The following is a 22,063-nucleotide window of genomic DNA, read 5'->3' on the forward strand; positions in this document are numbered from 1 at the left end:
ATTGAGGTGACAGCTTGAACCGGACAGAGGAAAAAAGAGTGACGATCAAGGATATTGCACGGGAAACGCAGTATTCTATTGCATCAATTCATTGTGCGTTGAACGGCAAGCCGGGTGTGAGCGAGGAAGCGCGTCAGTACATCAGAGAAACTGCACAGCGGATGGGCTACCGTCCTAATTCAGTTGCTGTGTCGCTCAAGCGCAAGGCAGTCAAGATCGCGGTGGCTCTCCCAGGTCCAACAGCAGATAACCGTTACTACTATACAGGCGCTTGGAAGGGCGTGCGTGATTATATCGGAGGCATGAAGGATTTTAACATCCAGTTGATCGAAGCGCCGTATTATGAGGACAGCGGCAATGACCAGCATGATGAACTGATCGACCTGCTCGAGAACTACCAAATCGATGGACTGATCACCGTTGGTTATATGGATATGCGCGGCAAAATCTCACTTCAACGGTTTACGCAAAAGCATATCCCCATGGTACTGGTTGGCAATGACCAGCCGCAGTCCGGCCGCATTTGCTGTGTACAGCCCAATTATGATGTGATCGGGCGGGTGCTGGCTGAACTGATGCTCGGCCGAGTGCCGGCAGATAGGGCAATTTTGATATCAGCTGGCGATATGATGATCCCATCGCACTATCTGATTGTTGAGGGCTTTGAGAACTACCTGAAGGAAAAACGTGCCGAGCGTGTTGTCTACAAGGTGCATGACAGTGAAAATGGCAACGAGGAGAGCTTTGAAAAACTGCTTCGGCTGTTACAGCAGAAGGAGGATATCGGAGGTTGCTTCAGCGCTAACACACGTGGCAGCGTGCGGCTGGGACGGGCAATTGAACAAAGCGGGAAAGCAGGCAGCATTGTGGCTGTCGGCAGCGATCTGTTCCTTGAGAACATCGAATTCCTGAAAAACGGTGTATTCTCCAATCTGTTTTTAAAAAATCCCTATGCACAATCATATATGGCAGCAAAGTATCTGACAGAATATCTGCTGCGCGAGCAAAAGCCCGTAAGCGAAATTGTATATGTTGGCAGCGAGATCATTTTCCAGAGCAGCCTGCCGATGTATGAGGGCGAACAGGGCGGCCTGAACGGACTGCTGCTGTAAGAAAGTATAATTTTGCTGCGGAACACAGGAGGTAGAATAAAAGCGTATGAAAGCCATCTGCATCAAGGAACCGGGCAAGGTAGAAATCCAAGAAATTGCGAAACCAGAGAGGAAGCCGGGGGAAGCGTTGCTCAAGCTTCTGTACGGGGGTATCTGCGGAAGCGACCTCGGCTCCTATCGGGGTGCGAACGCATATGTATCGTATCCGCGTATACCAGGACACGAGTTTTCGGCGGAGATCGTGGAGATCGACGAAAACGAGGAAGGGCTTAAGCCGGGCATGATCGTAACCTGTAATCCGTATTTCAACTGCGGGACATGTTATTCGTGCAGGAGAGGCTTGGTCAATGCCTGCACGGGCAACGAGACGATGGGGGTGCAGCGCGAGGGGGCGTTTGCCGAATACATCACCATGCCGGTCGAGCGCATTTACGACGGCAAGGGGCTGGACCCCAAGGTGCTGACGCTGATCGAGCCATTCTGCATCAGCTACCACGGCGTGCAGCGGGCAAACGTCAAGGCGGGCGAAAAGGTGCTGGTGGTCGGCGCTGGCACGATTGGCGTGCTGGCCGCAGTCGCGGCCAAGGCGAAGGGGGCCGAGGTCACGATCTGCGATGTGGCACCGGACAAGCTCGAGTATGCCTGCCGGACATTCGGCCTGGACCACAAGCTGCTCAACGAATCGCCGGAGGCGTTCACAAAGGATGTCGCCGCGCTGACCGACGGGAATGGGTTCGATGTGACGATCGAGGCGGTCGGCATGCCGGAGACGTTCATGAACTGTATTGACGCGGCCTGCTTCGGCGCGCGCGTGGTGCTGATCGGCGTATCCAAGCGCAACTTAGACAATTTCTTTTTTACGATCATCCAGAAAAAAGAGCTGAACATTTACGGCTCGCGCAACGCGATGAAAAAGGACTTTGTGGAGTTGATTGATCTGGTGAAATCGGGCGGCATCGATTTGGAGAAGATCGTCACCAACACCTACAAGTGGACGGACGCGCCGCAGGCGTTTGAGGAGTTTTCCGCTAACGCAGGAAAAATGCTGAAAGTTGTACTCGACTTTACCTGAACGACCGTGAGGGTGAAGTTGACAATATATAAAAGAAAAGAGGACTGCTACAATGAAACAGACGATGAAGAAGAGGCTGCTGGCCATGCTGCTTTGCGGCGCGACCGCATTGAGTTTGACCGCCTGCGGCAACAGCGACACACAGACCAAGGAAGAAACCGCCCCGCCGGAGGTTGCGTCCGTGGATAATGTTGTTACTATTAATGTGGGCTTTGAAAACGCGACCACAGAGCCGGTTGCGATGGCAGTGGAAAAGTGGGAACAGCTGGTAGAGGAAAAATCGGGCGGCTCGATCCAGATGGAGTTGTTCCCGAACTCTACGTTAGGTAAGAAAAACGACCTGATCGACCAGATGCTGATGGGCGAAAACGTCATCACCATCGCGGACGGCGCTTTCCTTGCCGATTACGGCGTACCGGATTTCGGTATTTTCTACGCGCCCTATGCGTTTGAGAGCTGGGACGAGGTATGGACGCTGGTAGAGAGCGACTGGTACAAGGAGCTGTGCGACAAGCTGGCCGCTACCGGTGGTCTGCGCGTCCTGACCTCCAACTGGATGTATGGCGCGCGCGACATCCTTTCCACGAAAGAGATCCGTACTCCGTCCGATCTGACCGGCCTGAAGCTGCGTGTATCCTCCAACGACCTGTCGGTCAGAAGCTTTGAGGACCTGGGTGCAACGCCGGTCGGCATGGATCTGGCCGATGTGTATCAGGCGATGAGCGGCAAAACGATCGATGCATTCGAAAATCCGATTTATTGTATGTACAATCGTTCGTTCCACGAGGTTGCCAAGCATGTGGTAAAGAACGAGCATATCCTTGCCACCTCGATGTGGATTTGCGGCGAATCCTTCTTCAGCACCCTGACCGAAGAGCAGCAGCAGATCCTGATGGAGTGCGCGGACGAGGCGGGCCTGTACAACAACGAGATGATCGACGAGGCCAATGCCAATGCCGAGGCAGAGATGAAAAAGGTCGGCGTGACGTTCATCGAGCTGACTCCCGAGGAAAAGGAGCAGTGGATAGAAGCCGCACAGAAATTCTTCAACGAATCCACCGCTGCGCTGGGTTGGACAGAGGGCCTGTACGACACTGTTAAGGAAATCTGTACCGCTGCATAATGCTGAGCCGGCGAGCTTTGCAATACTGCTGAAAAAGAGGGGAAGCGGAGTTCTCCGCCTCCCCTCTTTCATCATAAAACGCGGGAAACCGGAGGACCAAACATGAAGCAAAAATGGAAAATAATACTGCTCAACATCGATGTAGCGATCGCGTCCATTGCGATGTGCGTGCTGGTAGGTCTTACCTTTGCCGGCGTAGTTGCACGCTATATTTTAGGCTCCCCCTTTACTTGGATTGAGGAGATTCAGGCGGCCATGATCGTCTGGGTGATTTTTGGTGCGGCCGGCGCTGCGTTCCGCACCGGCAACCATGCGGCGATCGAGGTGTTTTTTGAGTTTTTCCCCAAAGCGGTAAAGAACATAATCAACATCCTGATCCTGCTCGTGACCATTGTCACGCTGCTGTTCCTGGGCTACCTGTCCATACAGTACATGATGGTGTTCGCAAACAGCGGCCGCACCACCGCGGTGCTGCACATTTCCTATATTTTAATTTACTGCATTGTACCGGTATCCTGCATCTGGCAGATCTTCAACTTTGTGCTGGTGAATTTCTTCCATTATTCCGAGCAGGAAACCATTGAAGCGATTACGGAGGAAGAGTTCGAGGAGGCGAAGAAAGAATGAATATCATTGGTATCTCCTGCATCCTTTTGCTGGTCATGCTTTTCCTGAAAGTACCGGTGTATATCTCGGTGCTGGCGGCCTCGGCGATCTATTTCCTCGGCAATCCGGCAACCAACGCAACGATTTTCGCCCAGCAGACGCTGGCCGGCGCACAGGGTCTGTCCCTGCTGGCGATCCCGTTCTTCGTCATGGCGGGCGTATTCATGAACTATACGGGCGTTACGCGCCGCATCATGGACTGCTGCGCCGTTCTGACCGCGCGCATGCCCGGCGGTCTGGCGCAGGTTAACATCCTGCTGTCCACGCTGATGGGCGGCCTGTCCGGCTCCTCGCTCGCGGACGCGGCGATGGAAGCCAAGATGCTCGTTCCCTCTATGGAGGCGCACGGCTTCTCCAAGGCGTTCTCGACCGTTATCACCGCGGCCTCCGGCATGGTCGTGCCGCTGATTCCGCCCGGAACCGGCCTGATTATTTACGCCTGCATCAATAACATCTCGGTCGGCCAGTTGTTCGTCGCTGGCATTGGCCCCGGCCTGTTCCTGACCGCCACGCTGATGATCTTCACGCACTTTGTATCCAAAAGGCGAGGCTACAAGCCGATGCAGACGGAAAAGATATCAGCGCATGAAAAGTGGGATGCGATCCGTCCGGCGATCCTGCCCATGCTGCTGCCGATCATCATTATCGGCGGCGTGCGTATCGGCGTGTTCACCGCGAACGAGGCCGGCACGGTCGCGATCGTTTATGCGCTGGCGCTCGGCGTGCTGTACCATGAGATGAAGCTCAAGAACTTTGCCAAGGGCTGCAAGGAAACGGTCACCACCACCAGCTCGATCATGCTGATCGTCGCGGCGGCGTCCTGCTTTTCCTGGGTGCTGACCCGCGAGCAGATTCCACAGACGTTTGCCAACTGGATGACCAACGCCATCGACAACAAATACATATTCCTGCTGGTTGTCAACATCTTCCTGATCATCGTGGGCATGTTCGTAGAAGGTAATGCGTCGATGATCGTGCTCGGGCCGCTGCTGCATCCGGTTGCGCTGGCGTTCGGCATTGATCCGGTCCACTTTGCAATGGTTTATATCTTCAACTGCACAATCGGTGCGTTCACCCCGCCGATGGGTACGCTGATGTTCGTCACCTGCGGTATTACCAAGTGTCCGACCAAGGACTTTATCAGGGAAGCGGTACCGTTTTATATCCTGTTCGCGGCCGATATCCTGCTGCTGACATACTTCCCGCCACTGTCTACGTTCTTGGTTAATCTGATCTACTGACGCCGGACAGCTATTATTAACTGGACGAGTTTACCATCATTGACAAGGATGATAATGAACTGGACTCATCAGCAAGGGCGGTGGCAGGGTACACCTTTACTATGCCTGCCTCCAATGATGCTATGCCGTGTGCGGTTGAACGGGGTATTACTTGCGGCGCTAACACCACCACCTCTGCCCCCGATATGGATTGCATCCGCATGCAGAACATGACTTTTATGCACCGTGCCTCGCAGAAATTCATGGAGATGCGGACGAAAAGCGGGACTTTATATAGATAGGAAACATGGGCATCTGCAGCTTTGGGACAATGGGGCTGTTAACAGTTGAACAGTCCCCAAAGCTTAGCTAAAGTATGACGGGATACAAAAAAATGTCACAGAGTAACCGCTCTGTGACATTCTTATATATGGTATATGCTCTGAAACAGGTTTGTCTTGTTATCCTTATGTAGATACACGGCTAGGGCTTCCTTTTTTCACTCTTCATGCAGTCTCCACCGCTTTGACCGGCAGGAACTGCTCCTCGCCGAACAGGAACGCGGCGTCGCCGAACCAGTCGTCCAGCACGATCTCGCTCCCATCGCGGCTAATATGCGCCAGCAGCCACATATCGCCCATCTCCTGATGGTAGGAAATATCCACCGCCGGCTCCTCCCACTCCAGCGAATCGTACGTCAGGCAGATGGTAAAGCTGTCGTATTCCTCCGGCGGGTATTGCGCAATGTCGGGATACAACTCGTCGTCCGGCGCATTGTACATGATCCATACGTCGCCGCTTTCCGAATACCGCCCCTCGATATACAGCGAATAGTGTTCGTCACCCTCCGCGTACAGCTCCAGTAGACTGCCGTCCGGCAACTCCACGACCGACCGCAGACCCAGCAGATCCGCAAGGGATATGACGTTGTACGCGCCCCCGTCGTCCTCATACCAGTCGTCCGCCTCCGAATACGGGGGTTCCGGCTCCACATACGGCTCCCCGAAGCGGATATCACCCACAAAATCACCGATCAGGCCGAATACGGCCGGCACCAACTGCAAAAGCACCACCGCCGCGGAAACCAGCGCGATGACGCGCCCTTTCTTTTTCTGGGCCGCGCGGTCCTTTTTCACCTTGCCGTTCAGGATGGTCGGCTCCGTTGTTTTGGGCGCGGCGCTTCCGTGCGGCCGGAACGACGCGCCGCGCCGCACCGACAGCCGCCCCCGGCTGCCCGCCCTGGCGCCGCAGATCGGACACTCTCGGTCGCCGTCGTCAAAATTGATCCCACAATGCTGGCATTTCATAAAAACGCCTCCCCTCTCTCCTGCTTTTATCATACCAGAGCGAGGGGGCACGCGCAAGATTATTTTGCCATGCTGCACAAAAGCAAATGAACCTGGGCGGGATCGATCACGGTCAGCCCTTCCGCCGCCTGGGCGGACGGCAGGCTGGTGGTGACGCCCGCGCCGGTATTGGGATGCAACGCAGACCATCCAAAGTCCAGCAGGAACACCACCGCCAGCAACGCGCAGCACTGCCGCGCCTGCGGCCTAGGCAACCGCCGCATCCATCCCGCGGCCATGGGACCCGCCCAATATACCGCAGCGCAGCAGCCTGCGCCGAACACCAGCGAGGTCAGCGGGCTGACCAATCCGTCGATATTGAGCGGGAGCATGGAATAGTCCCACCAGCGCAGGCCGTACAGGCTATCCAGATACCTGCCCGTGACGTATTCGATCACCGTGCAGAGCGCGACACCCAACGCAAACACCCGCAGCGGTTTGTCCGCGAAGCGGCGCAGCAGCAAAACAGCCAACACGCCGCCCGCGCCGTAGATCGGCAGCCACGGCCCCAACATCGTGCCGCGCTTGACCAGCTCACCGTTGAATACGAGGTGGAGCGCAACCTCCCATAGCCAGCCCGCCGCGGAAAAAGCGAAGAACAGCCCTGCCAGCTCAGCCGGCGCATACTGCCGGCCGATGGACTGCCGTATTTTTCCCGTCATGACGTCCGCCTCCTTTGCATAATTCCATTGTAGCCGAAATTTCTTTTCATTTTATACGCAAATTTCTTAAGACTTTGCAATTTTCCCGTCTTTGGGGTGCAAAAAGGGACGCGCGGCGCCGCGCGTCCCCCGTGGTGAAAAACAGATGTGGTTTATTCCAGATTGAGCCGGTTCTTCAGAATATGGCGGACCGCCAGGAAGAACGCCGCGCCCGGCACCGCCGTTGCAACGCACAGCGTTATCATGCCAATATGGATGGTCGCAGTCGGCCCGATGCCGCGGAAGAAGTTTGCCAGTGCCATCCATACGCTGTCAAAGGGCAGGTTACCCACACCCATGATAAAGAACATGAAAAGGAACTGGAACACAGTGGACAATACAAAGTACCAAACCACCGCCATCAGCACGCGGTGCTTTTTCGCCAGATGTCCCAGCGCGATACACAGGTAGATGAACAGCATACCGACAACCGCACAGATCAGCAGCCAAGCGAACGTCTCCAGAGTATAGAACAGCGTATTAGGGTCGCTCGTAAAAGATTTCCATATGGCGGCCAGCACATCGCCCAGCCCCACGAGCAGGCCCGAACCTGAACCGATGATGCCTATGCTCAGCACTGCCGCAACTGTAGCAATAATACTCATAACGGTCGCAACAATGACCTTACTCCAGATATGCTGAGAAACCGTCACCGGCAGAGTGAACATCAGGTACCCCTCGTCCCCCAGCAGGTTTTTGTAAAACCGTTGGATCAGGATAACCGCGGTTACAACGAACACCGCTACCATCACAGCGAAATACAACATTGCCATTAGCACCGTAGGGATGCCGTACAGCAGGTTCTGCACCTGGTCAGTCATGGTCAGGCGGTTGACCACGGCCAACAGCAGCACCGCCGCGTACATCGGAAGGCAGATGCGCGCGCACGCTTTCCACTCATATTTCAGCAGTTTCAGCATGCAAACACCTCCCTGAACAGCATATCGACCGATTTCCCATGCTCCTCGCGGATGGTATCCACGCTCTCGTGCAGGGTCATCACGCCGTTTTTCAAAAAGATGACCTCGTCCAGCACGCGCTCAATATCCGCGATCAGGTGGGTGGAGAGCAGCACGGTGGCGTCCTCGCTGTAATTGGACAGGATGGTGTTGAGGATGTAGTCGCGCGCCGCGGGATCCACGCCGCCGATCGGCTCGTCAAGCAGGAAGAGCTGGGCCTTGCGGCTCATGGTCAGGATGAGCTGCACCTTTTCTTTCGTCCCCTTGGACAGCGTTTTGAGACGCGCCAACGGGCTGATATCCAGCGTTTTCAGCATATCGTTCGCCTTGATCTTGTCAAAATCCGCATAGAAGTCCGCGAAAAAGTCAAACAGGTCGCACACGCGCATCCAGTCGTTCAGGTAAGCACGGTCGGGCAGATAGCTGACCACGCTGTGCGTATGCACGCCCGGCTTTTCCCCGTCGATCAGCACCGTGCCGCTGGTCGGCTGCAGCAGGCCGTTAAGCAGCTTGATCGCTGTCGTTTTGCCCGATCCGTTCGGCCCCAGCAGGCCAATAAAGCGGCCGCGCTCGAGCGTTAGGCTCAGGCTGTCAAGCGCCCTGATACTGCCGTAAATCTTGGTCAGCCCTTCGCATACAACCAGATCATTCCTCTGTTCCATTCTTCTTCTCCTCCCCCCTGCGCTTTTCCAAAAGCGCCACGATCTCCTTCTCGGTAAAGCCGAGCTGACTCATGCCGGCTAAAAATTCTGAAATACGGTCGCTTGCGATCTGCTCCCGAATTTTTGCTATCATCTCTTTATCCTCCGTAACATATCGTCCACTGGTGCGGTTGGTGTACATCAGCCCTTCGCGCTCCAAATCCGCCAGCGCGCGCTGCATTGTGTTCGGGTTCACGCCCGCCTCCGCCGCCAGCTCCCGCACGGGCGGCACCTTATCGCCCGCGCCGAGCTGCCCGCTTACGATCTGCTCGGTCAGCTGCTCCATGAGCTGCTGGTAGATCGGGCGGTCGCCCCGCAGTTGCCATTGCATAGGCTCGCTCCTCTCTGTTTCTTTGTACTATGATAATAGTACAGTAATGCATAATTGTCAATACCTTTTTCAAAAATTTTTTATCCAGCCCCGCGACCGCTAAATTATTGCTGAAAAATCCCGCGTGATATGCTATAATTACAGGTACACTGGAGGGTAATTTTTATGAAGATCTATCCCAGCCTGCGTCTGCTCTGGGCCGCGCTTGTGGTATCCGCGGTCACGAGCCTCGGCAGCCTCTTTCCTGAAAACGGCGTTAGCCTGGCCGCCAGCATCCTCAACCTTGCGGCATACGGCGTGGTGCTGTATATTCTGCACCGTCTTTCGGAGGAATCGGCAAGGTTCGGCCGCGCCTTTTCCTGCCAACTCATCTCGCTGGTCCTCTCCATCCTGGCTCTGGCCTGCACGTTTATGGGTACGTCGGATATGATGGTGCATTTCATGGTGCTGCTGATGGTGACCGGCTCGCTGTTCAGCCTGATCAGCCAGTATCATATGTACTGGGCGCTGGATGAGCGTGTCATCCCCTGCGGCTACGCCTACCCCGCCCGCCGCATCCGCTGGTGCTTTTACACGCCGCTGATCGGCGCGGTGGCCGCCTCTTTCATACAAACCCTGTTTTATCAAAACCCGGCCGCGCTGGTCGTGCAGCTCGTCTGCCAGCTTGCACCGCTTGTTCTGCTCTGGCAATACCTGCGGGCAGTCAAAAACCGCGAGGACGATCCGCTTCATATGTAGTGGCACACCAAAAAACGCGCGCCGGAACGCTTTGTTCCGACGCGCGTTTTTTATGCGTTTTCCGAAAACTCCGCCAGGCGGAGGTCTTCGTTATGGTCGAGCGCATAGGTGATATTCCACGGCGAGGTGAACAGCAGCAGGCTGTTGCCCTTGAGATCCTCGACGATTTTGGTGTCGCTCGTAAGCTGTAGGCGCTTGATGTCGAAATCCTCCTCGTCGTTCTCCACCCAGCGCACATGCTCATAGGGCAGGTTCTCGCGGATGATCTCCACGTTATACTCGTTTTTCAAGCGGTATTCGAGCACCTCGAACTGTAGCACGCCAACCACGCCCACAATGACCGCCTCCATGCCCGAGCCCGGCTCGCGGAATATTTGAATCGCACCCTCCTGCGCAATCTGCTCCACGCCCTTGACGAACTGCTTGCGCTTTAAGGTATCCTTTTGCCGCACCGTTGCGAACAGCTCGGGCGCAAAGGTCGGTATGCCGGAAAAGACGCATTTGCGCTTGGGGTCGCATACCGTGTCCCCAATCGCGAACACGCCCGGGTCAAAGATGCCGATGATATCGCCCGCATAGGCCTCGTCCACGATCGAACGGTCCTGCGCCATGAGCTGCTGCGGCGCGGCGAGCGCCATCTTTTTGCCGGTCCGCACATGCAGCACCTCCTGCCCGCGCTCAAACTTGCCCGAGCAGATGCGCATGAATGCCACGCGGTCGCGGTGCGCCTTGTTCATGTTCGCCTGAATCTTGAACACGAACGCGGAAAAATGATCCTCAAATGGGTCGATCACGCCGATATCCGCAGTGCGCGCAGTCGGCGGCGGGGTCATCTGCAAAAACTTCTTGAGGAAAGGCTCCACGCCAAAGTTGGTCAGCGCCGAGCCAAAGAACACCGGCGACAGCTTTCCCTCATGCACGGCTTTCAGGTCGAATTCATCCCCCGCGCCGGAGAGCAGCTCCACGTCGTCGATCAGGGTCTGGTACTGGTCCTCGGGCAGCATTCCCTCCAGGATCGGGTCGTCGATCGACAGGCGCTGCGCCTTGACCTCGTGGCGGAAGTCCGCACCCTCGAACGCGATGACCTGGTCGTCCATGCGGTCGTACACGCCTTTGAAGCGCTTGCCCGAGCCGATTGGCCAGTTGACCGCGTAGGTGCCGATGCCCAGCTCGTTTTCAATATCCTCAAGCAGCTCGTAGGGGTCGCGCGCCTCACGGTCCATCTTGTTGATGAACGTGAAGATCGGCACGCCGCGCATGGCGCACACCTTGAACAGCTTGCGCGTCTGCGCCTCCACGCCTTTGGACGCGTCGATAACCATGACCGCCGAATCCGCCGCCATCAGCGTGCGGTAGGTATCCTCGGAAAAGTCCTGGTGGCCCGGGGTATCCAGGATGTTGATGCACTTGCCCTCGTACCGGAACTGTAGCACCGACGAGGTGACCGAAATACCGCGCTGCTTTTCGATCTCCATCCAGTCGGAAACCGCGTGGCGGCTGTTTTTCTTGCCCTTGACCATGCCGGCCTCCTGAATGGCGCCGCCGTAGAGCAAAAATTTCTCGGTTATGGTGGTTTTGCCAGCGTCAGGGTGCGATATGATCGCAAATGTGCGCCGGTTTTCGATTTCTTTCTTCAGGTCTGCCACAGGCTTATTTCCTCCCGATCATGCAAAACTTATAAATTTTTGCGAAATGTACACAGAATCTTCACAATTGCCGGATATAGTATAAATGTGGAAAGCGTAAGATCCCCCCACATGTTCTTGCTTTCTACTCTCTATCCTACCTTTTATTGCGGGAACGGCCGGACGAAAGTCCGGCCGTTCCTGTTTTTTCGCGCTGTGCGCATCACAGGACGCGCCTATGCCCCTTTTCACGCGGGCAGGCAGGAACACAGTGTAGAACAGCGGCCGCGTCAGGCGGCGGGTTACAGCTCCCGCCTACCCTCCAGCGCGCGGAGCAGCGTAACCTCGTCCACCAGTTCCAGATGGCCGCCGACCGGCATCCCGTAGCCCAGGCGGGTGATTTTGATACCGAACGGCTGCAGCAGGCGGGAAATGTACATTGCGGTCGCTTCCCCCTCGGTATCCGGATTGGTGGCGAGGATGACCTCCTCGGTTTCCTCGTCCGCCACACGCTGCACCAGTTCGCGAATGCGAATATCGTCCGGCCCGATGTGGTTCATCGGCGACAGCGTGCCGTGCAGCACATGGTACAGCCCTTTATATTCCCTGGTCCGTTCAAACGCGATCACATCGCGCGGGTCGGTCACCACGCAGATGGTCTTCTGGTCTCGCGCCTGGTCGGCGCAGATCGGGCAGGTTTCGGTGTCCGTCAGGTTCTGGCAGCGTTTGCAGGTGAACGTTTTTGCCTTGGCATCCCGTATCGCATCCGCGAAGCGCTCCGCATCCTCTTTGGGCAGGTCGAGCACATAGAACGCCAGGCGCTGCGCGGTCTTTTGTCCAATGCCGGGGAGCCGCGCGAATTCCTCGATCAGCTTTTCGACCGGCGGCGCGAAAAAGTCCATCAGAACAGGCCGCCGCCCAGACCGCCCATGCCGCCCGTCACTGCGGACATCTGGCTCTGGGATTTTTCGGTTGCCGCCTTGAGCGCTTCGTTCACCGCCGCCACCACCAGGTCCTGCAGCATTTCGATATCGTCCGGATCAACCACGTCGGGCTTGATCTCAATGCTTTTCAGCGCCGACGTGCCGGTCACGGTCACGGTCACCATGCCGCCGCCCGCCGTGCCGATGGTCTCCATCTGGGCGATTTCCTCTTGCGCCTTAAGCATGTTTTCCTGCATTTTCTGCGCCTGCTTCATCATGGCCTGCATATTCATGCCGCCGCCAAAACCGCCAAATTTACCCTTTGCCATCTGTTATGTCCTCCTTAAAGCTCTTTCACTTGTATATCAAACGCTTTCGCGCGGCCAATCAGCTCATCGACCGCAGTATTTTTTTTGTGGACCGGCTCGTCCCCTGCCTCCCGCACCTTAACCTTAACTGGCGCGCCGGCAAGCGCCGCCGCCTGCGCGCGGATGACCTTCATGGTCGGCTCCGCCTTGGCGAGCATGGCCGTAATCCCATCCTCGCAGAGGATAACGAGCGCGCCGTCCTCCTCGATGCCGCGCGCGGACAGCTTGAGATTGGTATGCGCGCCCGTGTTGATCTTGCCGGTCAACGCTTCGAGCAGCGCGGGCCAGTGCGGCCAGTCAGCTGCTGCCGGAGCCGCCGCCTCGTTTTTTCCCGGCGCGCGGGTATCCTCCTGCCCTCCGGCCCAATCCGGCGCGTCGCTGTCGTCCGGCGGGGGCGGCTCATCGCCGATGCCCGCGTCCGGAACGGCCGCAGGCATCGGCTGCGCGGCCTGTACCGGCACGCCGTTTTTCAGCTTTTCCTCCAGCGCTTCCACGCGGCCGCCCAAGGTATCATAGCTGTCCGCGTCCAGGCTGCACAGCCGCACCGCGCACAGCTCGGCCTCCACACGGCGGTTTGCCGCGCTGCGCATCCGGTCGAGCGCGTCGCCGATCACACGGCTCCACGCGATCAGGGTCGAAGCCGCCAGTCCGTCGCACAGCTTCTGCAGGGTCTGCACGCTGTAGGCGGGGGAAATCAGCGCGGAAACATCAGTTTTGCTGGTTTTCACCAGAAGCGCGTCCCGTATCAGGCCGAGCATTTGGTCGTAAACCGAGGCCAAATCGCGGCCCGCGTTATAATATTCATCCAACAGGCCGACTGCCGCGGCCAGATCGCCCGCTTTCAGGCTGCCGGCCAGCCGCAGGCTGTCATCCTGCCCCATCACGCCCAGTGCTGCGGTGACCGTTTGTTCATCCACCGCGCCCGCCGCGGCCGCGCGGTCCAGCATGGACAGCGCATCGCGCATCGCACCGTCGGCCAGGCGCGCGATCAGGCGCGCGGCCCCCTCGGTCAGCCCGATGCCCTCGCCCCCCGCCACATCGAGCAGGCGGCGCGCAATATCCTCCGCACCGATGCGTCGGAAATCAAACCGCTGGCAGCGCGACAGGATGGTTGCGGGTACCTTATGCAGCTCTGTGGTCGCCAGAATGAACAGCACATGCTCGGGCGGTTCCTCCAGGGTTTTGAGCAGCGCGTTGAACGCGCCGATCGAGAGCATATGCACCTCGTCGATGATGAACACCCGCTTTTTTACCTGCGCGGGCGTGTAGCGCGTCTCGTCACGCAGGTCGCGGATATTGTCCACGCCGTTGTTGGAGGCCGCGTCGATCTCGGTCACATCCAGTACGGACCCGTCCAATATCCCCCGGCAGGCCGCGCATTCGTTGCACGGGTCGCCGTTGACCGGATTTTCGCAGTTGACCGCCCGGGCAAGGATTTTTGCGCAGGTCGTCTTGCCCGTGCCTCGCGTACCGGTAAACAGGTAGGCATGGCTCAGCCGTCCGGACTGGAGCTGCGCGCGGAGCGTATCCGTGATATGCTGCTGCCCAATTACGTCCGCGAATGTCTGCGGCCGCCACTTGCGGTATAATGCCTGATACACGTCCTATCGCAACCCCTTTCCTCAATTTCTGCTGCGCCTGTGGGCAAACGCCCCGCACACACACCACAAAGAGGCGGGCGCAAGCCCGCCTCCAAGCGTCTCTCCTGCGCGCCATGCGCGCCATTTGCACAGAAAACCGCCACGCGGTTTTCATCAAAAGTCAGGACATGCGCCTGACTTTTGATACCCCGACTCAGCCGCCTTGGGCGGCGTCGTTCGGGTATCGAAAGCAGGTTTCTGCTGGAACCTGCTTTCGTATATAGGGGACTTTTGAAGTCCCATACACTCTCGTTCAGCGCCCCACAAGACCGCACGCGGACAATTCGAAAGCGAACGCCCGGCCGTTCTTCGCACTTTAAGCTCAAGATCGGCAGCTCTGCGGCACACGATGGTTTCTGCTTAATGCTGCTCGGTTCCCCGCCTGACATGGTTCACAGTCCTCCGTTGCGCAGTACCGGTCTCTCATCACTCTGTGGGCGACCACCTTGCCGAAAGCCCGTCCCTCCTTGCCCGCATCATCCCCGCTGTAGCGGATTGCGGGTACAGAGCACCGCTAACGCCCCGATGTGTGCGGCCTTGTGCGGCGCTGAACAAAAGGTATTCGATTGTTAGTTTACACCGGCCGGCCGCGTTTTATGCCTCCGGATCGTCCGGCGGCGGCGTTTCCGGCTCGGTTGATGTGTCCGGATCGGTCGTGCCGCCCGGGTCCGTCGTACCGCCGGGGTCGGTTGTCCCGCCCGGGTCGGTCGTACCATCGGGATCGGTTGTGCCGCCCGGGTTCGTGCTGCCGCCCGGATCGGTCGTGCCGCCCGAATTCGTACCGCCGCCCTCCGGGTCGGTCGGCGTTACCGGCAGTCCGGTTTCCGGATCAACCGACGGATTGGTCGGCTGGTCCTCCGGCTTTTGCTCCTCCGGCTTTTCTTCCTCTTCCTCCTCAACCTCGATGCCGGTCGTCTTGCCGTAATCATAGGTCTTGAAGCCCTGGTGCGGGCAAAGCTCGGTTGGCGTCTGTCCTTTCCAGAAGCGTCCGGTCGCCACACGGCCCGCCGCGCGGCACGCGCCGGACGGGGCAAGCCCGCTGTCCATGCAGTAGGAGGCGGTCTCGAAATCCTGCGGGTGCGAATCAAAGACCAAGCCGGAATCGCCCTCATGCACACGGGTCATGACCGTTTTCCAGATGCCCGCCGCCGTGCGGCCGTACAGCCCGTCAAGCGTGTAGTTATGCTCGTAGCCAACCCAGACCGCGGCGGAATATTCAGGCGTCACACCGCAGAACCAGATATCCGTATTCGAGGTCGTGGTACCCGTTTTGCCCGCGGTCTCCACGCCCGAAATCGTCGTCCCCGAGGCGGTGCCGTATGCGGTAACCGCCTGCATGCAGTCCAGCATATAATACGCGGTGCGCACGTTCTCAAAGCCAAGCTCGGTGCCTGGGTTGTTCTCCAGCACCACGTTGCCCTCGGAATCGAGCACCTTGGTATAGGTCCGCGTGCCGGCGAACACACCGTCGTTGATAAAGGTCGAGAAGCCGCCCGCCATTTCGCGCACGGTCACGCCGTCGGTCAGGCCGCCGAGAGCCAGCGGCGCAAGGTCGATATCGGACTGCACGGTGCCATCCGCATTGGTGCGGGTGCCGACCAGGGAATCTTCAAAGCCCAAGCGCTGCGTCAGGAAATCATAGGACGCCTGCGGCGTGAGCATGTTCATCACCTGCACGGCAATCGTATTGACCGAGCTGGTGATACCGCTTTTGATAGACATCGCCTTGCCGGTCGGCATTTTGCCGTCGTTCATCGGCCAAGGGCGCCCGTCGTCGCCCATGCGGAGCGCCTTGTCATACACGGTGGAGGTGGGTACGATGATGCCCTTGTCCATGGCCGGGCCATAGGTGGACAGCGGCTTGAAAGACGAGCCGGGCTGGCGGTGCGCGTCGGTCGCGTAGGAGAAATCCAACTTGCCATTCTTTTCCCCGCGGCCGCCTGCAATGCCCTTGATATTGCCCTGCTTGTCCGTAATGACCATAGCGCTCTGCGGCCGTTCACCATACTTCTCCGTATTGGGGAACACCGAATCGTCCGCCCAGACCGTATCCAGGATATTCTGGACATTGGTGTCGATCGTAGCATAGATCTTGAGGCCGCCGGAGTTGATCATATTGCTTGCGACCTGCTCGGAGTAGCCTTTCTGCTCCATCAGGTCCTTTTTAACGTCCTGGATGACCGCGTCGGTAAAGTAGGTGTACGGGTCGCCGATCTCCTCCTGGTATTTCTCATAGGGGCGGTACACCAGTTCTTTCGCAACGGCCGCGTCATGCTCCTCCTGGGTAATCATGCCCAGCTCCAGCATCTTGCCGAGCGTCGCCTCCTGGCGCTCCTTCACACGATCCGGATGGTTATAGGGATCGTAAATGGAGGGGTTGTTCGTCAGGCCGACCAGAGCCGCGCATTCCGCGAGGTCGAGCTGCGAGACATCCTTGCCGAAATAGGTCGTGGCCGCGGTTTTTACGCCATAGCAGGTGTGGCCGAGGTAGATCGTGTTCAGGTACATAGTCAGGATGCGGTCCTTGTCGTCGATCTCCTTTTCCAGCGCCAGCGCACGGAATATCTCGTTGACCTTACGTTTGACCGAGTAATCCTTGTCCTCCGTCACGTTCTTTATGAGCTGCTGGGTGATGGTCGAGCCGCCGTACTGGTCGCCGCCGAGCAGCCAGCCCCTGACCGCGCCCAGCGTACGCCTCCAGTCTACGCCGTGGTGCTTGTAAAAGCGCTCGTCCTCGATCGCGACCGCAGCGTTTTTCAGGTCCTCCGGAATCTCCTCGCTGTCAACCCAGATGCGGTTTTCCGTACCCTTGATTGTTTCGTAAAGCTGTTCCGCGCCGGTTTCCGGATCATAGTTGTAAATGAAAGAATTCAGGTCAAGGCCCAGGCCCTGGCTGATTCCCTTTGCCGTTTCCTGCGCGGAGGGGTTGATATAAGCGTGCACATAATATGCGAACGCAATGCCGCAGAAGCTGGCGCAGAGCACGCCGATCAGCAGCAGCGTCAGCAGCACGCGGGATATGAAATACCCAACGCCGTATCCTTTTCTTTTGCCAGTCGACAATTCGGTTTCCTCCTTACCCGGCGGCGACGGGCGCCGCAGGGTCTTTTCCAGTCGGACGCTGGCGGCGTCCGATTTGTTCCCAGCATACGGTGGTATTATACCACACCGCGCGCCAAATTCCAAACAAATTTTACATTCGTTCCCGAATATTTTACAAATTTACGGGAATACTCAAAGCAAATCCCTTTTTCAAAGGATGTTTTTTCTATGATGCAAGGTTTTTACATGCTCGCCCTGCAGCGGGCGCGCCGCCAAAGGCGCATCGCCCTGGCGGCCTGTATCCTCGCGCTGGCCTGCGCTTTTTTTGCCGCGCGCGCCTATTTTGCCCCGTCTGCGGTTGCGGCAAACGCGCCGCTCGAGCCTTATGTCGCCTACGATGCGGGCGGGACGCTCGCCGTGTCCCGCGGCGGCGAAACGGTCTTCTATACGGAGATCGACACCCGTTCGCTGCCGCAGGCCGACCGTGAGGCGCTCGGGGCCGGCGTCGTCCTGCCGGATGCCGAAGCGCTCGCCAAACTGCTGGAGGACTACAGCTCGTAAAAAAGCGGACGCATACGCGCCCGCTTTTCCTGTTTTCTTCAGTCCCACAGACCCTCGACCCACTGTTCGAAGTCGACGACCTCCTCTTCCTGCGGCGGCTGCGCCGCAGGCGAACTGTCATGGGGCTGCTGCTCCATCTCGACCGCCATCGTGAGAATGCCCTGGTTCTTGATGTGGATTGTTTGTTCCACCCGTGCGGACGAGGCCTCCGCCTGATAGCTGTAGGTTATCAGCATGTCGCTGAACCAGTCTCTTTCGCGGCGCTCACCCTCGCCCGTGATCCCGCCGGTCTGCACGTCCAGCGTGAACCAGCCCTTGAAGTAGCTGCCGTCCTCCCACACCTCTTCGCTTCCGACCGGCGCGGTGTAGCGCGACCCGCTGCGGGCGAACAGGCTGTCGCCGGCCTTGAGCGCACAGTTCTGCGCCATGCTGTGTGTGCGGTACCACAGCTCGCTGTAGTTGCCCCATGTTTCGCAATTCTGCTCGGTCCGGCTGACGATATACTCGCCGGCGGTTTCCGCATCCGCAGCCAGGGGCAGGAAGCTGCCGGTGACCAGTACGACGGGGTTCATATCCATCATACCAACGCCGCCGGATTCGGCCAGGCCACTCACGCTGAACCATTTATCCGTGTCCGCGGCGGCAGCAGCGCCCTCCGGCGCATCCTCCGCGAGCAGCCCGAACAACAGCGGACAGCGCAGGTACAGCATATCGGTATCCGCGTTATAGATCATTTCAAAGCGGGCGTTTTCCAGCTCCGTCCGGTATTTCTCCGCCAAATCCTCCATACCCATGCCGAGCAGCCAGCCGCTTTCCTGCGCATACAGCGCCGCCAGCGCGTACAGGTCGAGCCGCAGGTCAAGCTGCACGCTCCCGCCCTGGCTGATGACCTCCAGCGTACCCTCCATGGGGTAATGCTCGTCCCCATCGATCGAGTTGAACGCCGTATAGGCCACCTCGATGGCCGCCGCCGTGCGCAGCGCCTGCTCCGGATCGATTTCCGGCTGGGCCGCGATCCACTGGTTGACAATGGAGAAATCCGCGTTCAGCGCGTCGAGCAGCGCGTCCCTGTCGTACAGCACCGCGACCTGCTCATACTCGTCCCACCGGACGGTCAGGCCGAACGCCTCCGCGAAAAAGCGCACCGGAACGTAGGTACGGCCCTCCTTCTCGTACGGCACGGCATCGAGCGCGACCGTCTCCAGCACCGCGCCGCTCTCCGCATCCGAAATCGCCAGCGTATCTCTGCCGGCCGCGAAAGCATACGTCCGCCCCGCCAGCTCGGCTGTTACGGCGCCGTCCGCATAGCCGACCGCCGCGCCCAATGTCTCCGCAATCGCGCGGAACGGCACCATGGTCCGGTCGTTCCGGCTCTCGGGCTGCGCATCTGGGAACACGATCGCTTTCCCGTTCAACTGCACGCTCACCGCCGGTGGCGTGCGCGGCACCAGGCCGAACGCAACCAGTGCGTCCAGCCCGTCCGGATCCCAGACGCCGTCCGTCTCCATGGCGGACACGTCCTCGATCGCCAGGTACGCCGCCAACTCCGCGATCAGCGCTTCCCGCGTCGTCCCCCACTCTTCCGCCGCTTCCCCGACCGAATCCGTGCCGTAATAATTGCAGGCCAGGCTTTCGTCCGCTTCGAGCGCCTGGATATAAAGCGCATATTTGCTGCTGACCATATCATAGGTCAGCCCCTCATCCCCGCCCAAAAACAGCTCCATGAATTCCTCGGGCGACGCATAGCCGTAAACCTCATACAGCGGCGGCTCCCCGTCCGCCGCCAGCGCCGCGGGCAGCGCGCCGCACAGCACCGCCGCCAAGCCCGCGGCAAGCAGCCGCCTCAGCAAATGCCTGATCCGTTTCAAAAGAAAGCCCCCTTGCGTTTTTATTATTTTTATTGTACCCCAAAACCGATGCAGCGTCCATTTCCGTTTTATCCATTTTTCACGATCGAAAGTAGGCGATATGCCCATGCACTCCACACAGGCCAAAGCAAAATCCGCGCTGCTGCTCACCGCGTTCATCTGGGGCAGCACGTTTTTCGTTATGAAGGAAGCCGCCGCCGTCTTCCCGCCCGCCCTGCTCATGGCCGTGCGGTTCACGGTAGGCGCGGCGGCGCTCGCGCTGCTGTTCCGCGGGCGGCTGGGCGTGCTGCGCGGCCGCAGATATCTGGCCGCCTCCCTTATCACCGGCGCGACGCAGACCGCTGCCTATCTGCTGCAGACCCTTGGCCTGCACTGGGACACCTCGCCCGGCAAGTCCGCTTTCCTGACCGCGGCTTACTGCGTGCTGGTGCCGTTCCTCGGCTGGGCCGCGCTGCGCCGCCGGCCGACCGGCTGGCAGTTCGCCGCCGCCGGCCTGTGCATCCTCGGCATCGGACTGCTTTCGGTCACCGAGGCCATGACCATCTCGCCCGGGGACTTCGCCACCCTGCTCAGCGCGGCGGCGTTCGCGCTCAACATCCTTTCCGTCGGCTATATGGTGGAGCAGGGCTGCGAGCCTGTGCCGCTGACCATCGGCCAGCTCGGCGCGGCGGCGCTGATGTGCTGGGGCGTGTGCGCACTGACCGGCGCCGCCCCCTATGCGCCGCCGACCGCAGGCGCGTGGGCGAGCCTGGTCGTCCTCGGCCTGACCGCTTCGGCGCTCTGCCTGTCCCTGCAGGCCTATGGCCAGCAGCATGTCGATCCCCCGCAGGCCTCCCTGCTGCTTTCGCTCGAATCCGTGTTCGGTGTGGCCTGCTCGGTTGTCTTTTACGGCGAAACGGTCACTGGCCGCATGCTGACGGGCTTCCTGCTCATTTTTACCGGCATTCTCGCGGGCGAAACGCAGTTCGCCTTTGTGCGCCGCCTCCGGCCGCAGAATTCGGAATAAGCCGCGTCCCCCCGGCATACTTTACACCGAGGGGGCGTTTATTTATGTTCATTACCATTACCCGCGACACGCTTTGCCGCATCGGCGCGGCGGCCGGCGTATGCGTTACGCTTGCCGTGCTGTTCTTCCTGCTGCCACAGGCCGATGCGCCCGCCGCGCAGGCAAACGCTGAAACCGAGGCCGCGGTTCCCGCGTCGGTCAGCGACTGGGGTCTGTCGTTCCAAACCGAGGGGCAGCCGCCCGTCGGTAACGTATCCGCGGATACGCTCCGCCAGTGGGACGCCTACTATGTGGGCGACACCTCCCAAAAGACGATCTACCTGACCTTTGACGCGGGCTACGAAAACGGCAACACGCCCGCCATTCTGGACGCGCTGAAGAAGCACAACGCGCCGGCGTGCTTTTTCGTGGTGGGCAATTTTATCGACACCGCGCCCGATCTGGTAAAGCGCATGGTGGACGAGGGGCATATCGTGGGCAACCACACGCTGCACCATCCCGATATGTCAAAGATTGCAGATATGGATTCATTCCAGGCGGAGATCACCGGCCTTGAGGAAAAGTTCACCGCCCTGACCGGCCAGCCGATGCAGCGGTTCTACCGTCCCCCGCAGGGCAAATTCAGCGAGGAGAACCTCAGGCAGGCGCAGGAGCTGGGCTATACGACTGTGTTCTGGTCGCTGGCCTATGTTGACTGGTATACCGACAACCAGCCGACCGACGAACAGGCGTTCTCTAAGCTGCTGCCGCGCATCCACAACGGCGCGATCGTCCTGCTGCACTCGACGAGCGAGACGAATGCGCGCATCCTTGACGAGCTGCTCACCAAATGGGAGGGCGAGGGGTACACGTTCGGGAGCCTGGCCGACTTAACCTGATTTTTGGTGTCATTTTGACACAAAAAGCACTTCTCCAACAATTTTGCGTTATACTTGACTGAGGTGAGTGCTTTGAAAGTTATTATCCCTCCTTTACCGTCCCGCCCAGAATCAATTTATAAAACCATTTACATCGAAAAATCCCTTGCGAACCAGATTGAACAAATCGCCATTCAAAATAAT

General features: G+C 58.6%; 20 protein-coding genes and 1 other RNA gene. 9 read left to right on the forward strand and 12 right to left on the reverse strand.

The features are described from left to right. Positions 1 to 38: 38 nt before the first annotated feature. The 5 genes from RX717_RS14345 to RX717_RS14365 all read left to right on the forward strand — a co-directional run bounded on the left by RX717_RS14345 (position 39) and on the right by RX717_RS14365 (position 5,214). Entirely contained in the window at positions 39 to 1,112 is a 1,074-nt protein-coding gene (locus RX717_RS14345; protein ID WP_316960409.1) for a LacI family DNA-binding transcriptional regulator, read from the forward strand. Between the two features lie 46 nt (positions 1,113 to 1,158). Further along, positions 1,159 to 2,184 carry a zinc-binding alcohol dehydrogenase family protein gene (locus RX717_RS14350; RefSeq protein ID WP_107631532.1) on the forward strand — a complete coding sequence of 342 codons (1,026 nt, stop codon included), beginning with the start codon at positions 1,159 to 1,161 and terminating at the stop codon, positions 2,182 to 2,184. Positions 2,185 to 2,236: 52 nt separating this feature from the next. Then, positions 2,237 to 3,307 (forward strand): C4-dicarboxylate TRAP transporter substrate-binding protein, encoded by a 1,071-nt coding sequence (gene dctP / locus RX717_RS14355; RefSeq protein WP_242977892.1) that lies wholly within the window; start codon positions 2,237 to 2,239, stop codon positions 3,305 to 3,307. 102 nt (positions 3,308 to 3,409) lie between these two features. Continuing rightward, a complete protein-coding gene (locus RX717_RS14360; protein WP_107631531.1) occupies positions 3,410 to 3,934 on the forward strand; it encodes a TRAP transporter small permease in 525 nt (174 codons plus the stop codon). After that, positions 3,931 to 5,214, forward strand: a complete 1,284-nt coding sequence (locus tag RX717_RS14365; RefSeq protein ID WP_107631530.1) for a TRAP transporter large permease — start codon at positions 3,931 to 3,933, stop codon at positions 5,212 to 5,214. The genes RX717_RS14360 and RX717_RS14365 overlap by 4 nt, the downstream gene beginning before the upstream one ends. A gap of 485 nt (positions 5,215 to 5,699) precedes the next feature. Here RX717_RS14365 and RX717_RS14370 read toward each other — a convergent pair whose 3' ends face one another. The 5 genes from RX717_RS14370 to RX717_RS14390 all read right to left on the reverse strand — a co-directional run bounded on the left by RX717_RS14370 (position 5,700) and on the right by RX717_RS14390 (position 9,231). Further along, positions 5,700 to 6,500, reverse strand: a complete 801-nt coding sequence (locus RX717_RS14370) for a zinc ribbon domain-containing protein (protein WP_054327466.1) — start codon at positions 6,498 to 6,500, stop codon at positions 5,700 to 5,702. Between the two features lie 59 nt (positions 6,501 to 6,559). Then, a complete protein-coding gene (locus RX717_RS14375; protein WP_107631529.1) occupies positions 6,560 to 7,201 on the reverse strand; it encodes a putative ABC transporter permease in 642 nt (213 codons plus the stop codon). A gap of 152 nt (positions 7,202 to 7,353) precedes the next feature. Beyond that, on the reverse strand, positions 7,354 to 8,160 hold the full coding sequence (locus tag RX717_RS14380; protein ID WP_107631528.1) for a hypothetical protein: 807 nt from the start codon (positions 8,158 to 8,160) through the stop codon (positions 7,354 to 7,356). Next, on the reverse strand, positions 8,154 to 8,861 hold the full coding sequence (locus tag RX717_RS14385; RefSeq protein ID WP_054327463.1) for an ABC transporter ATP-binding protein: 708 nt from the start codon (positions 8,859 to 8,861) through the stop codon (positions 8,154 to 8,156). Before RX717_RS14385 ends, RX717_RS14380 begins: the two co-directional genes overlap by 7 nt. After that, on the reverse strand, positions 8,845 to 9,231 hold the full coding sequence (locus RX717_RS14390) for a GntR family transcriptional regulator (protein WP_054327462.1): 387 nt from the start codon (positions 9,229 to 9,231) through the stop codon (positions 8,845 to 8,847). Before RX717_RS14390 ends, RX717_RS14385 begins: the two co-directional genes overlap by 17 nt. A gap of 165 nt (positions 9,232 to 9,396) precedes the next feature. On the opposite strand from RX717_RS14390, the gene RX717_RS14395 reads away from it, so the two are divergent. Next, entirely contained in the window at positions 9,397 to 9,969 is a 573-nt protein-coding gene (locus tag RX717_RS14395) for a hypothetical protein (protein ID WP_107631527.1), read from the forward strand. 50 nt (positions 9,970 to 10,019) lie between these two features. Here RX717_RS14395 and RX717_RS14400 read toward each other — a convergent pair whose 3' ends face one another. The 6 genes from RX717_RS14400 to RX717_RS14425 form a co-directional block, all read right to left on the reverse strand. Continuing rightward, a complete protein-coding gene (locus RX717_RS14400) occupies positions 10,020 to 11,615 on the reverse strand; it encodes a peptide chain release factor 3 (protein WP_054327460.1) in 1,596 nt (531 codons plus the stop codon). Between the two features lie 281 nt (positions 11,616 to 11,896). After that, a complete protein-coding gene (gene recR / locus RX717_RS14405; protein WP_107631526.1) occupies positions 11,897 to 12,496 on the reverse strand; it encodes a recombination mediator RecR in 600 nt (199 codons plus the stop codon). Then, the gene (locus tag RX717_RS14410; protein ID WP_054327458.1) at positions 12,496 to 12,846 is read right to left on the reverse strand and encodes a YbaB/EbfC family nucleoid-associated protein; all 351 of its coding nucleotides are present in this window, start codon (positions 12,844 to 12,846) and stop codon (positions 12,496 to 12,498) included. The genes recR and RX717_RS14410 overlap by 1 nt, the downstream gene beginning before the upstream one ends. A 14-nt stretch (positions 12,847 to 12,860) precedes the next feature. Further along, complete coding sequence (gene dnaX / locus RX717_RS14415; protein WP_316960410.1) at positions 12,861 to 14,486, reverse strand: DNA polymerase III subunit gamma/tau; 1,626 nt, start codon at positions 14,484 to 14,486, stop codon at positions 12,861 to 12,863. A 308-nt stretch (positions 14,487 to 14,794) separates the two neighbouring features. Beyond that, positions 14,795 to 15,060: signal recognition particle sRNA large type (gene ffs / locus RX717_RS14420), an RNA gene on the reverse strand. 59 nt (positions 15,061 to 15,119) lie between these two features. After that, positions 15,120 to 17,588, reverse strand: a complete 2,469-nt coding sequence (locus RX717_RS14425) for a transglycosylase domain-containing protein (RefSeq protein WP_159068156.1) — start codon at positions 17,586 to 17,588, stop codon at positions 15,120 to 15,122. A gap of 207 nt (positions 17,589 to 17,795) precedes the next feature. On the opposite strand from RX717_RS14425, the gene RX717_RS14430 reads away from it, so the two are divergent. Beyond that, positions 17,796 to 18,128, forward strand: coding sequence for a hypothetical protein (locus RX717_RS14430; RefSeq protein ID WP_107631523.1), 333 nt, complete (start codon positions 17,796 to 17,798; stop codon positions 18,126 to 18,128). A 38-nt stretch (positions 18,129 to 18,166) separates the two neighbouring features. Here RX717_RS14430 and RX717_RS14435 read toward each other — a convergent pair whose 3' ends face one another. After that, a complete protein-coding gene (locus RX717_RS14435; RefSeq protein ID WP_159068155.1) occupies positions 18,167 to 19,996 on the reverse strand; it encodes a copper amine oxidase N-terminal domain-containing protein in 1,830 nt (609 codons plus the stop codon). 106 nt (positions 19,997 to 20,102) lie between these two features. On the opposite strand from RX717_RS14435, the gene RX717_RS14440 reads away from it, so the two are divergent. Together RX717_RS14440 and pdaA are read left to right on the forward strand one after the other, a co-directional pair. Continuing rightward, a complete protein-coding gene (locus tag RX717_RS14440) occupies positions 20,103 to 21,002 on the forward strand; it encodes a DMT family transporter (protein WP_159068154.1) in 900 nt (299 codons plus the stop codon). Between the two features lie 44 nt (positions 21,003 to 21,046). After that, positions 21,047 to 21,880, forward strand: coding sequence for a delta-lactam-biosynthetic de-N-acetylase (pdaA, locus tag RX717_RS14445; protein WP_054327452.1), 834 nt, complete (start codon positions 21,047 to 21,049; stop codon positions 21,878 to 21,880). Positions 21,881 to 22,063 lie beyond the last annotated feature (183 nt).

This window comes from Intestinibacillus sp. NTUH-41-i26, assembly GCF_032769475.1.
GTDB classification, from domain to species: domain Bacteria; phylum Bacillota; class Clostridia; order Oscillospirales; family Butyricicoccaceae; genus Agathobaculum; species Agathobaculum ammoniilyticum.

What these genes read in the sequence shown, in the direction of transcription:
- RX717_RS14360 (WP_107631531.1), top strand. Translation starts at nt 3,410, where the DNA reads ATGAAGCAAAAATGGAAAATAATACTGCTCAACATCGATGTAGCGATC.
- RX717_RS14350 (WP_107631532.1), top strand. Translation starts at nt 1,159, where the DNA reads ATGAAAGCCATCTGCATCAAGGAACCGGGCAAGGTAGAAATCCAAGAA.
- RX717_RS14365 (WP_107631530.1), top strand. Translation starts at nt 3,931, where the DNA reads ATGAATATCATTGGTATCTCCTGCATCCTTTTGCTGGTCATGCTTTTC.
- dctP (WP_242977892.1), top strand. Translation starts at nt 2,237, where the DNA reads ATGAAACAGACGATGAAGAAGAGGCTGCTGGCCATGCTGCTTTGCGGC.
- recR (WP_107631526.1), bottom strand. Translation starts at nt 12,496, where the DNA reads ATGGACTTTTTCGCGCCGCCGGTCGAAAAGCTGATCGAGGAATTCGCG.
- RX717_RS14395 (WP_107631527.1), top strand. Translation starts at nt 9,397, where the DNA reads ATGAAGATCTATCCCAGCCTGCGTCTGCTCTGGGCCGCGCTTGTGGTA.
- RX717_RS14380 (WP_107631528.1), bottom strand. Translation starts at nt 8,160, where the DNA reads ATGCTGAAACTGCTGAAATATGAGTGGAAAGCGTGCGCGCGCATCTGC.
- RX717_RS14410 (WP_054327458.1), bottom strand. Translation starts at nt 12,846, where the DNA reads ATGGCAAAGGGTAAATTTGGCGGTTTTGGCGGCGGCATGAATATGCAG.
- RX717_RS14370 (WP_054327466.1), bottom strand. Translation starts at nt 6,500, where the DNA reads ATGAAATGCCAGCATTGTGGGATCAATTTTGACGACGGCGACCGAGAG.
- RX717_RS14390 (WP_054327462.1), bottom strand. Translation starts at nt 9,231, where the DNA reads ATGCAATGGCAACTGCGGGGCGACCGCCCGATCTACCAGCAGCTCATG.
- pdaA (WP_054327452.1), top strand. Translation starts at nt 21,047, where the DNA reads ATGTTCATTACCATTACCCGCGACACGCTTTGCCGCATCGGCGCGGCG.
- RX717_RS14385 (WP_054327463.1), bottom strand. Translation starts at nt 8,861, where the DNA reads ATGGAACAGAGGAATGATCTGGTTGTATGCGAAGGGCTGACCAAGATT.
- RX717_RS14440 (WP_159068154.1), top strand. Translation starts at nt 20,103, where the DNA reads ATGCACTCCACACAGGCCAAAGCAAAATCCGCGCTGCTGCTCACCGCG.
- RX717_RS14430 (WP_107631523.1), top strand. Translation starts at nt 17,796, where the DNA reads ATGATGCAAGGTTTTTACATGCTCGCCCTGCAGCGGGCGCGCCGCCAA.
- RX717_RS14375 (WP_107631529.1), bottom strand. Translation starts at nt 7,201, where the DNA reads ATGACGGGAAAAATACGGCAGTCCATCGGCCGGCAGTATGCGCCGGCT.